General features: G+C 71.7%; 8 protein-coding genes. 3 read left to right on the top strand and 5 right to left on the bottom strand.

Annotated elements, in window-relative coordinates; all coding sequences use genetic code 11:
* The first annotated feature begins 63 nt into the window (after window positions 1-63).
* Window positions 64-837 (top strand): GntR family transcriptional regulator, encoded by a 774-nt coding sequence (locus ACIBJE_RS20820; protein WP_396750686.1) that lies wholly within the window; start codon window positions 64-66, stop codon window positions 835-837.
* 20 nt (window positions 838-857) lie between these two features.
* Here ACIBJE_RS20820 and ACIBJE_RS20815 read toward each other — a convergent pair whose 3' ends face one another.
* Window positions 858-4,100 (bottom strand): beta-N-acetylglucosaminidase domain-containing protein, encoded by a 3,243-nt coding sequence (locus ACIBJE_RS20815; RefSeq protein ID WP_396750684.1) that lies wholly within the window; start codon window positions 4,098-4,100, stop codon window positions 858-860.
* Between the two features lie 590 nt (window positions 4,101-4,690).
* Between ACIBJE_RS20815 and ACIBJE_RS20810 the strand changes: the two genes are divergently transcribed.
* Together ACIBJE_RS20810 and ACIBJE_RS20805 are read left to right on the top strand one after the other, a co-directional pair.
* On the top strand, window positions 4,691-5,824 hold the full coding sequence (locus ACIBJE_RS20810; RefSeq protein WP_396750682.1) for a FecCD family ABC transporter permease: 1,134 nt from the start codon (window positions 4,691-4,693) through the stop codon (window positions 5,822-5,824).
* Entirely contained in the window at window positions 5,824-6,606 is a 783-nt protein-coding gene (locus ACIBJE_RS20805) for an ABC transporter ATP-binding protein (protein WP_396750679.1), read from the top strand. Before ACIBJE_RS20810 ends, ACIBJE_RS20805 begins: the two co-directional genes overlap by 1 nt.
* 18 nt (window positions 6,607-6,624) lie before the next feature.
* Here the strand turns inward: ACIBJE_RS20805 and ACIBJE_RS20800 are convergent, their stop codons facing one another.
* The 4 genes from ACIBJE_RS20800 to ACIBJE_RS20785 form a co-directional block, all read right to left on the bottom strand.
* Window positions 6,625-7,620 carry an ABC transporter substrate-binding protein gene (locus tag ACIBJE_RS20800; protein WP_396750677.1) on the bottom strand — a complete coding sequence of 332 codons (996 nt, stop codon included), beginning with the start codon at window positions 7,618-7,620 and terminating at the stop codon, window positions 6,625-6,627.
* 196 nt (window positions 7,621-7,816) lie between these two features.
* A complete protein-coding gene (locus ACIBJE_RS20795; RefSeq protein ID WP_145835488.1) occupies window positions 7,817-8,563 on the bottom strand; it encodes a class I SAM-dependent methyltransferase in 747 nt (248 codons plus the stop codon).
* Between the two features lie 18 nt (window positions 8,564-8,581).
* A complete protein-coding gene (locus ACIBJE_RS20790; protein ID WP_396750675.1) occupies window positions 8,582-9,805 on the bottom strand; it encodes an ATP-grasp domain-containing protein in 1,224 nt (407 codons plus the stop codon).
* Window positions 9,802-10,560, bottom strand: a complete 759-nt coding sequence (locus ACIBJE_RS20785) for a class I SAM-dependent methyltransferase (protein WP_396750673.1) — start codon at window positions 10,558-10,560, stop codon at window positions 9,802-9,804. Before ACIBJE_RS20785 ends, ACIBJE_RS20790 begins: the two co-directional genes overlap by 4 nt.
* Between the last annotated feature and the right edge of the window lie 40 nt (window positions 10,561-10,600).

The raw sequence follows: 10,600 nt of genomic DNA, 5'->3' as shown, positions 1-10,600 counted from the left end.
CCCCCGATCCGGGACGAGCTGCCCGTACGATGGCGTCAACACAGGGGAAGGGAGAACGGGTTCGTGCCAAGGACGCGTCACGAGCCGAGCGACGGAGCGCTCGAATCGTTGCTGGCGGAGCAGAACCGCGGCAAGGGCAAGCACATCACCGACGTGCTCACCGCCCTGGTCCTGGACTCCCGAGACGGTGCCCTGCTCCCCTCCGAACGGGTCCTCGCCGAGCGCTTCGCGGTGGCCCGGATGACCGTCCGGGGCGCCATCGACGCACTGGAGAGCAAGGGGATGGTGCGGCGGGTGCCCGGACGCGGCACCTTCGTGCAGCACCCGACCCTGACCCACTCGGAGATCTTCCGCTCCTTCAGCGAGGACATGCGGATGCGCGGCATGACGCCGGGCGCCAAGAGCTACCGTGGCCGCACCCGCCCGGCCACCCGCACCGTCGCCGCCAACCTCGACATCGCTCCCGGCGAGCCGACTCACTACATCGAGCGGATCCGCACCGCCGACGGGATCCCGATGGCCCTGGAACGGACCAACCTCGCCGCCGCGCGCTTCCCCACCCTGCTCGACGTGCTGGGCCGCGACGACTCGCTCTACGACGTCCTGGGCCGCGCCTTCGGTGTGCGGCTCGAGTCCGCCCGGCAGATCGTCACCATCGCGCGGCTGACCGCCACCGAGGCGAAGCGCCTCGAGGTCGCCGAGGACACCCCGGCCTTCCTGATCGAGCGCATCTCCGTCGACAACATGGGCAAGGTCGTGGAGTACGGACGGTCGCTCTACCGGGGGGATCGCTACGCCATCCAGATGCACGTCAGCCCCCCGCCGCAGGGCGGCTGACGTGCATCCGGCGGGTGCGGCTACCGCAGTCCGGCGAAGTAGTGCTTCTGGATCTCGGCCGCCGTCAGCGCGCGGTCGTAGATCGCCGCCTCGTCGAGGTCGCCCTGGAGCCGCTGGAAGGTGTCGTCGCCGCGGCCACCGAGCTTGATGCTCGCCGTGCCGCCACCCGGGGCGACCGTCGTCGCGACGCTGTTGTCCGCGACGCCGTCGACGTACACGGTCAGTCGCGATCCGTCGAACACGGCAGCGACGTGGTGCCACCTGTCCGGCGTCAGCCGGGTGCGACCCGTCACGACGCCGTGCCCCTGGCCGGGAGCGCCGAGCGTCCACGCCTGCAGGACACCGTTGTCCGCCCGCAGGACGTACCCGTTGGTCGCCGGCGTGTTGTAGCTCTCGATGATCGCCTGCCCCGGCGTCGGCACGAGCAGGTCGAGCTTGACCCACGCCTCCAAGGTGAACGGACCGTTCAGGTTGGTGCGCGGGCCCCGCGGCACGTCGATGTAGCCGTCCCCGACGTCGGCCGCGCTGTCGCCGGGGAGCGCCCCCTCGACACCGGGCTCGGCACCCAGGTAGGTGCCGTCGCGCCCGCTGGTGGCACTGTCGACGGCGGTCCGGGAGCCAGCCGCGTCGCCCAGCCGCCAGTAGCCGGCCGGGTCGGCCTCGGCCACGAACTCCGGATAGCTGCCGTCGCCCACGATGACCGGCAGCGACACGTTCACCGGCGCCGCGCCGTCCTTGTGGAACGTCACCGTCACCTGGTGACGGTCCCCGGCGGCGTCGGCCGGGACGGTGACGGCGACCGGCACGCTCGTGACGATGGTCCGCCCGTCCGGTCGAGCGCGGAGCACCTGCGTCGCCGGGGTGACGGTCCAACCCTCCGGGCCGCTGGCGGTGACCCGTCCACTCACCCCGGCCTCGGCGAACACCTCGAGCGCGACCTGGAACCGTTTGGTCGCACCGGGTGCGATGAGCGCGCCCGACGGCTCGACCGAGATCCGGCCACGGAGCACGTCGGCGTAGTGCGGGACGATCTCGTACACGCGCGGCACGACGTCACCGGGCGTCCACCGGATCCGTACCGCGCTGGCCGCCAGATTCTTGGCGGGCACCTTGGTGAACCCCTCGGCGAGCGGCCCGAGGTTCACCCAGCTGCCGTCGACGAGCGCCTGGATCATGCCGTCCGCCGGAGCCGTCGCGTCCTGCACCACCGTCACGCCCGACAGCCGGTGCGGCTTGGTGATCGGGACCGTGATGGCGTCACCGGCCTGTGGTGCGCCGGCGGCGACGTAGGCCGTGTCGTCGCGCCGGTCGGTCAGGAGACCCAACCCGGATCCGGCAGCGGCGGCCGGTGCACCGGTGGGGGCACCGAGGTCGCCGAACCAGCGGTCGCCGATGTAGGCGTCGCTCTGGGCCGCCGCGAAGCTGAGCAGGTCGTCGACCGGCCCGGGACTGATCTGGTGCCACGTGCGGTCGAGGGTGCCACGGGCGTCGGCCTGGTCGCGCCGGGCCAGCCAGGCGGCTTCGCTGGCACCCCTGTCCTGGGCCCGGAGGATGCGGACGGCCGCCCGACCTGCCTGGCCGGTCACGCCGACCCGGTCCAGCCAGGGCGAGATCTGCTTGAGCAGGAGCGGATTGTCGAGCTTCGCCCGGAGGGCGGCGGGAAGTTCCTCGAGGCGGCGCAGCTCACGGTCGACCCGGTCGAGCTGGGCGTTCACCGGTCGGCCCGCCCGGTAGTCGGCGACGAGACGGTTGATGAGCGCGGCGAATTCCGGCCGCGCGCTGGGGTCCAGGACGCTGGCCCGGTTGTTGTCGGCGAAGAGCCGCAGCTCCTCGTACGCGTCGCCGCCGAGGAGCTGCAGCGTGCGCGTCCAGGAGCGTTCCGCGTCGTAGGCCCCCGGGTTCCAGGCGTAGTCGGCCTGGGTGCCGAGGGGGATCAGCGAGGCCTCCTGGAAGGTGACGAGCTCGTTGAAGGAGATACCGATGACCTTGTCCGCCATGCCGGCATCGCGGTTCTCGAGGGGGCCGAGCAGCAGCCGGTTGGGGCTGTAGTCGTTGACCGGGTAGTTGTCCCAGAGCATGATCCGGTGCCGTGACCACACGTCCTGGGCGGCCCGGAGGTCCGCCTCGGTGATGCTCGACGGGACCACGGCCGGCCCCGTCCAGTAGAGGTCGACGTCGGTGCTCAGCAGCTCGCCGAAGCGGTTGGTGTACGCCGTCTTCGTCATGCCCCAGTACTCTGTCGGCACGGTCACCATGCGGCTGGCCCCGGGGCGCTTCTCGATGAACTCCTTCTGCACGAAGTTCGTGACCTCGGCCTGCGCCACCGCGAGCGGCGACGGGTCGCCACCGTAGGCGTCCCGGTCCTCCTGGCAGGCGAAGTTGCCCGACACGTCGTCCCAGGCGATGACGTAGCTCCGGACGCCGATCTCCCACATCTGGTCGAACCGGGCGAGCAGCTTGGCCCGGTCGGTCTCGCGCACGTGGCAGATCCCCTTGCTGGGCGCCATCGGCGCCTCCGGTGAGATCCGGTACACGAAGTCGACGTGGCGCGACTTCGCCAGGTCGACGATCTCCTTCAACCGGGCCAGCTCAGCCGCCTCGTACAACGAGTCCCAGTTCGACCCGGTGCGCAGGTCGTCCGCCGGCCCGTAGAAGAACTGGTTCATCTTGTGCCGGGCCAGGAACTCGATCTGCGAGCGCCGGTCCTCCTGCGACCACACCGGGCCGTAGAAGGACTCCATGCCACCGCGGATCTTGTATCCCGGCCAGTCGCGGATCTGCACACCGTCGACGGCTACCCCGGAACCCTTCCGTTCGAGCAGCTGACGCAGCGACTGGACGGCGTAGAACGTGCCGACGCCGTCCTTCCCGGACAGCACGATCCGCTGTCGGCCACGTCCGTCACGGCCGGTGGCCAGCACGTATCCCTCAGCGGGCAGTGCCTCCGGTCCGGTGACACCGAGGGCGCGCAGCGCGTCCGTGCTCGCCGGCGTCTCCCCCGGTCCGCCCAGAACGATCATCGGGTCGCGCGACGACAGGTCGCTGTCGCGGGCGACCCGGGCGGTGACGCCGTGCTCGGAGAGCAGTCCCACGAGCGACGTCCGCGCCGCCGCGTCGGCAGCCTCGCCTGCCACGACATCGACGGTTCGGGGCAGCACCACGGTGCCCGGACGCGAGGTGACCTGCTGCGGTACCGGGAGGATCCGGGCCGCCGCGCCGGCGGGAGCCGGTTGCTCGGCACCGGCCGGCAGGGGGCTCAGCACACCTACGACGAGCGTGACCGAGACGGCGAATATGACAGGGCGGTGACGACGACCGCGAAAAGAGCGTGTCAGTAACACGCGACCTCCACTTGTCGGTCCGAATCAGGGTCTTCTGCCGGTGGGGTGCCGGCGCGGAGCGCGGTGGTGTGGCCACCGCAGATGGCTGACCGGCCCGAGAGCCGCCGATCCGGTCGGGTCAGCAGGAGCGCGGATCGGCCATCGGGGCCCGGGGGCCTGATGGGGGGGGTTCTGAAGGATGGTCTATGCCAGTACTGAGAATCCCTGCCGCACCTGGCTACGTCAAGACCGCCCGGCCGACGCCGAGGCTCCCGGGGAACCCTCCCGCCCCGACACCCCCCGCTGTCGAAACCACATTTCCGCTGGTCAAACGCGCTCCTGACGACCGACTGCGGGGCAAGAAATACTGGTCTAGCCCTGATCCCTCCTCCGATGTCCTGGCAGCCTCGCTGCCAGCGGACCTGGACTTTCGCCGAAGTTGTCCGCCCCTCGACGGAACTCGACCACCCCCTGGGGCGACCTACCGTAGGGGCACGCACCCGGTCGGTGAACCCACGAGGAGAGGACGCGCGATGAGCGGTGGACCGGATCGCGGTGGCGGCCGGGTGCTCGACGTGGAGGTACGGGCGCCCGTGGAGCCCGACCGGGAGCCGGGGGCGACCTCCGGTCCGGCGGGACGGTCCCTGCCACCGATGGTCCTGGCCCTGACGCTGGCGCTGGTCGGCTCGGCGCTGCTGGGCATCGCCCTGGGCCCGACCACCGTGCCCCTGGGGGACACGTTCCGTTACCTGGAGGCGGCGATCACCGGCGGGTCGATCCGCGCCGACGAGGTGGCCGCGTACTCCGTCGTCTGGGAGGTCCGGTCACCCCGGGTGCTGCTCGCCGTGGTGGTGGGCGCCGGCCTGAGCATGGTGGGGACGGCCACGCAGGCGATGGTCCGCAACGCGCTGGCCGACCCGTACGTCCTGGGCATCTCCTCCGGGGCCTCGGTCGGTGCCTGTCTGGTCGTGGTCTTCGGGATGTTCACCGCGCTGGGCGTCCACGCCCTGTCGGTGGCCGCCTTCGGTGGGGCCCTCGCCGCGGCGGCCCTGGTGTTCCTGGCGGCCCGCGGCACGGCCGGCCTCAACCCGTTGCGTCTCGTGCTGACCGGTATCGCGACGGCGTACGCCCTCCAGGCCGTCACCAGTCTGCTGGTCTTCCTCTCCCCACGGGGTGACGCCGCACGGACCGTCCTGTACTGGACCCTCGGTGGACTGGGGACCGCGAACTGGGCTTCGCTTCCGGTGGCCGCCGTGGTCACGGGCGTCGCGTTCGTCCTGCTCTGGCGCAGCAGCCGGTCCCTGGACGTGCTGTCGATGGGGGACGAGACGTCGGCCAGTCTCGGCATCGACGGCACCGGCCTGCGACGCCGCCTGTTCGTCCTCACCGCCGGGGTCACCGGGGTGCTGGTGGCGGTCAGCGGGGTGATCGGCTTCGTGGGCCTGATCATCCCGCACCTGGTCCGCATGCTGGTGGGCTCCGGTCACCGTCGGGTCCTGGTCGTCGCGCCGCTCGTCGGGGGCTGCTTCCTGGTCTGGGTGGATCTGCTCTGCCGGGTGGTCATCGCGCCGCTGGAACTGCCGATCGGCGTGGTCACCGCGCTGGTGGGAGTGCCGGTCTTCATCACCCTGATGCGCCGTCGTGACTACCTTTTCGGGGGACGTTGATGGGACTGCTCCTCGAGGATCTGACGGTCGGCGTCGGCGGGCGGGCGCTCGTGGCGGCCCTGCGGCTCACGGTCGGCCACGACGAGGTCGTCGGTCTGGTGGGCCCGAACGGCAGCGGCAAGTCCACCACCCTGCGCTGCGTGTACCGCGCTCTGGCCCCCACCGCGGGTCGGATCCTGCTCGACGGCGCGGACCTGCACGGGATGCACCGACGCGACGCCGCCCGTCGGGTGGCCGCCCTGACCCAGGAGCAGCGGGTGGAACTCGACTTCACCGTCTTCGAGGTGGTCGCCATGGGGCGGGCACCCCACCGTCGCGACCACCAGCAGCTCACCCGCGCCGAGCGGGACCTCTGCCGGCGGGCACTGGACCGGCTCGACGTCGCGCACTTCGCCGACCGGAGCCTGCTCACCCTCTCCGGCGGGGAGCGCCAACGGGTGCTCATCGCCCGGGCCCTGGTGCAGGAACCGCAGGTTCTCGTCCTGGACGAGCCCACCAACCACCTCGACATCCGGCACCAGCTCGCCCTGCTCGGCCTCCTGCGCCGGGCCGGACTGACCACTCTCGTGGCGCTGCACGACCTGAACCTCGCCGCCACGGTCTGCGACCGGATCGCCGTGCTGCACGAGGGACACCTGGTCACGGTCGGTCCGCCGGCCGAGGTGCTCACCGCCGACCTGGTACGGAGGGTCTTCCAGGTGGACGCCGTGGTGGTCACCCACCCCCGGACGGGGGTGACCCAACTGCTCTACGACGCCCCGCCGGAGCCGGCGGGCCGGTAAGGCGGTCGACGGCCCGGCTCACCGGCCGATGGAGCGCAGGTACGCCGCGAGTTTCCCGGCCGAGGTCGCCGCCCGGGGGCCTGCCATGACGTCGGCGAACTCCAGGCGGAAGATCCTCCCCTCCCGCACGGCGGTCACGTTCCTCATCGCCGGGGTCCTCATCAGGGCGGCCCGCTTCTCCTCGTACGACACCCCGTAGTCGACGATGACGATGACCTCGGGGTCGGCGGCCACCACCGTCTCCCACCCCACGCTGTCCCACGTCCGGTCGAGGTCGTCGGTGACGCTGCGGCCACCGGCCTGCTCGACGATCGCGGTGGCGATGCTGGCGGCACCGGCCACGTAGGGCTTCTCCTCGTACACGTCGGACACCAGGACCCGGGCCGCCTCGGCCGGCTTCCCGACCGAGGCCGCGGCGAAACCCCGTCGCATGCCGGCGATCACCTCCTCGGCCCGTTCGGACACCCCGAAGATCCTGCCGAGGTTCCGGTAGTCGGCGTACACCCCGTCGACCGGCGTCATGCCGTCGGCCGGACCACCGGTGCCGGCGCAGGTCTCGGTGAGGACGTAGCTGTCGATGCCGTGGCCGGCGAGGATCGCCGGGGTGATGCCCCGGGACTCCACGAAGCCCTGGTTGTGGCCGGCGAAGACCCAGTCGGCGCGCGCCTCGAGCACGATCTCCAGGCTGATCCGGCTGTCGCCCAGCCGTTCGACCCGCTCGAAGTCCCCCCGGTAGGCGGAGGTGTCGATGCCGCCGTAGACCCGGTTCGCGACCCACCCCCGGGTTCTGGGTGCCAGGCCCAGGGAGAACATCATCTCGGACATGCCGACGTCGTACACGACCGCCCGCTCGGGGACCCCGTCGTAGGTCACCTCCCGGCCGCAGTTGACCACGGTGACCGGCGGGGCGGCCGAGCCGCGCGGGGGCTCCGGTTCGACCCTGGCACCACAACCGGAGGCCACCAGGGCGACCGCGACGCCGTACGACGCGATCGTCCATCCTGGTCGGGTCATCGCTCCACCACCTGTACCCGGTCCGACGGTCCGGACAGCCGTCGCGGACGCTGTCCTTCCAGTCGCTCGCCGGTGGCGGCCGGGTTCCCGGCGGCGACGCGATTCCCCCGAACGGTGCCCGTTCCCCCGCTGGTGACCGGTCCGTGCCCCGCCGGCCGGATCGGGCGCGGCCGGCGGGAGACGGTCAGGGAGATGGTCAGGCGGGCTTCTCGTACACGGTGACGTGGGTGCCACTGCCGAGGTAGGGCTCACCGCGCCAGCCGCCCCAACGGTGACGGCGTTCGAGCCCGGCGAGGCGGGCCATCAGGTCGAGCTCGGACGGCCAGGCGTACCGCATGGAGACCGGGGCCAGGCGGATCCCCTCGTCGCTGATCAGGATGTGCTGGCCGTCGAAGCGCTGGTCGACCGGGTCGTGACGGACCGCGACCAGGCGTACGTGGTCGTGGTCGACCCGGTGGGCGTCCACACTCTGGTTGCGTTGGTAGCGAGCCATGTCCGGTACCAGGCACTCCAGGACGAACCGGCCGCCGGGCACCAGGCGCCGGGCGACGTTGGCGAAGCAGCGGACCTGCTCCTCCTGGCTCATGAGGAAGAAGAAGGTGGTGAAGACGACGAAGATCATGGCGAACTGGTCGTCGGTGCCCGGGTCGACGTCGGCCATGTCGCCGATGGTGACCGGGATCCGGTCGCCGCCGGGCTTGGCGCGCATGATGGCGACCATGGCCTCGGAGGCGTCGACGCCCCGTAGGTCGATCCCCCGTTCGGCCAGGGGGATGGTGACCCGGCCGGTACCCACGGCCAGTTCGAGGACGGGCCCCGCCGGCCCTTCCTTAATCAACTCCTCCAGGCAGCGGACGGCGTCCGCCGGGTCGAGGTCGGCATGCCACTCGTCGTAGACGTCGGCGTTGGTCTCGCCGTAGGTGTCCGGTCCGTAGTTCCTCATGGTGCGCCTCCTGTCGGGTCAGTCCAGCGGTCGCATGTCGTGGGTGACGGTGCCGGCGGCGGCCAGCGAGTGGTACAGGCCCAGTTCGGCGGTGGGCCCCTCGGCCAGCACGAGGGCGGTGCAGCCCCGCTGGTCGGCGAGGTGGACGATCCGGTCCCCGACCCGGGCGGTCGGATAGAACTCGGGACTGCCGGGGAAGAGCCCGAGCCGTTCGGGCCCGCGCCAGCCGGCGAGGCGGCCCGGCGCCGGGGGGTGCAGAAAGGTCATGCCGTAACCCGGCCCGGGCGACAGCGGCACGTCCAGCAGCCGGGGCCGGTCGCCGAGGGCGGCGTCGATCACGGCGCGGTACACGTTGGTCCCCAGGGAGCGGCACATCATCTCCCCGATGACCGCCCCGGCGATCCGCCCGTTGACCTCCACCACCTCCGGCCCGTCCGGGGTGCGGGCGAACTCGGTGTGGGCGATCCCGGACGAGAACCCGACCGCGTCGAGGACCTTGCCGATCCAGGTCTCCAGGTGCGCGAACTCCTCGGCGGGAAAGGCGACCGGGAAGGCGACGGCCTCCTCGCGCCGGACCGGTTCCGGGGTGTGGATGTGCACCCCGACGCCGAGCAGCCGCGTGCGCCCCTCCCCGGTCACCGTCTCGGCGCTGTAGACGGGCCCGGGGAAGTACGGTTCGGCCACGAGGTGCGAGCCCATCAGGGTGGCGTCGGCGACCTGGCGGACGGCCCGGTCGCGTTCGGCGTCGTCGCGGATCAACCAGACCGAACGGGAGGAGGTGCCCGCCGAGTCCTTCACGATCACGGGGTGACCGATCGCCGCGACCGCCTCGCTGACCGCCTCGGCCGTCGGCTCCACCCGGATCGCGCCAGCCCGGCTCAGTCCGGCCCGGTGCAGCAGGTTACGCACCTCGGCCTTGTCCCGCAGGGTGCGGGCGGTGTCCAGGCCGAGGGTGGCCAGGCCGAACCGTTCGGCCAGTTGCGCGCCGGGCAGCATCCAGGTGTCGGTGGAGTTGACCAGCCCGGCCAGGTCGGGGATCCGGTCGAGGACCGCGGCGCAGGCCGTGACGTCGGTGGTGTCGACGTCGACCACCGTCAGGTCGTCCGGCCCCAGCCGGTCGAGTTCGTACGAGTAGACCGACCGGTTGCCGGTGAGCAGGCACAGCCGGTGTCCCGCCTCGGCGGCGGCGTCCCGCAGGTGGGCGAGCCCGAAGGTGAGGGCTTCGACGAGCGCGATGGTCACGGTGCCTCCTCGGCGTCCAGCGGGCGGCTCGCCTGCACGACCAGTCGTTTCGCGTGGTTGTCGTACGGCTCTCCGGCGAAGCCGCCGAAGCAGCGGATCCCGGTGAACCCGGCGGCGGTCAGCATGGCGCGGATCTCGGCGGCGCTGTAGACGAACTGCTCGAAGAAGCCGTGCCGGGCGGTGCCGCCCTGCACCAGGGTCCAGTCGCTGCGGAACCGGGTCCAGTCGTCCAGGATGGTGTCCCGCATGAACAGGGAACCGCCCTCGACGTCGACCACCTTCGGGACGCCGGCCCAGCGGGCGAACACCTCCTTGCTGAACAGGTCCAGCAGCAGGCGACCGCCGGGCACCAGACTCCGCCGGGCATGGTGCAGCACGCGCTGGTTCTGCGCCGGGTCGGCGAAGTAGCCGAAGGACGTGTACATGCTGACGATTAGGTCGTAGGAGTCCGGCTCGACGAACTCCCGCATGTCGGCGCGGACCAGGCGGACCTTCAGGCCGGCCGCCTCGGTCGCCTCCCGCGCGAGGTCCAACATCGCCTCGCTGAGGTCCACCCCGGTGACCCGGGCACCGCGTTCGGCGAGGGGAACAGCGTAGGTTCCCGGGCCGCAGCCCAGATCGAGCACCGCGGTGCCGGCCGGCAGGTCCAGCAGCGGCGAGGTCGCCACCCAGTTCGCTGCCTCCTGCCGGCGGGCGGGAGCGAACAGGGCGCCCGCGAAGTCCACCCAGAACGTGTCGTCTTCAAACCACTCCATCGGCAGCTCCGATTCCTACGGCGGCGGACGCACAACAGGT

The sequence above is a fragment of the Micromonospora sp. NPDC050187 genome (genome assembly GCF_044459745.1).
Classification (GTDB): domain Bacteria; phylum Actinomycetota; class Actinomycetes; order Mycobacteriales; family Micromonosporaceae; genus Micromonospora.
This window is presented reverse-complemented; position numbering and strand designations above follow the sequence as displayed.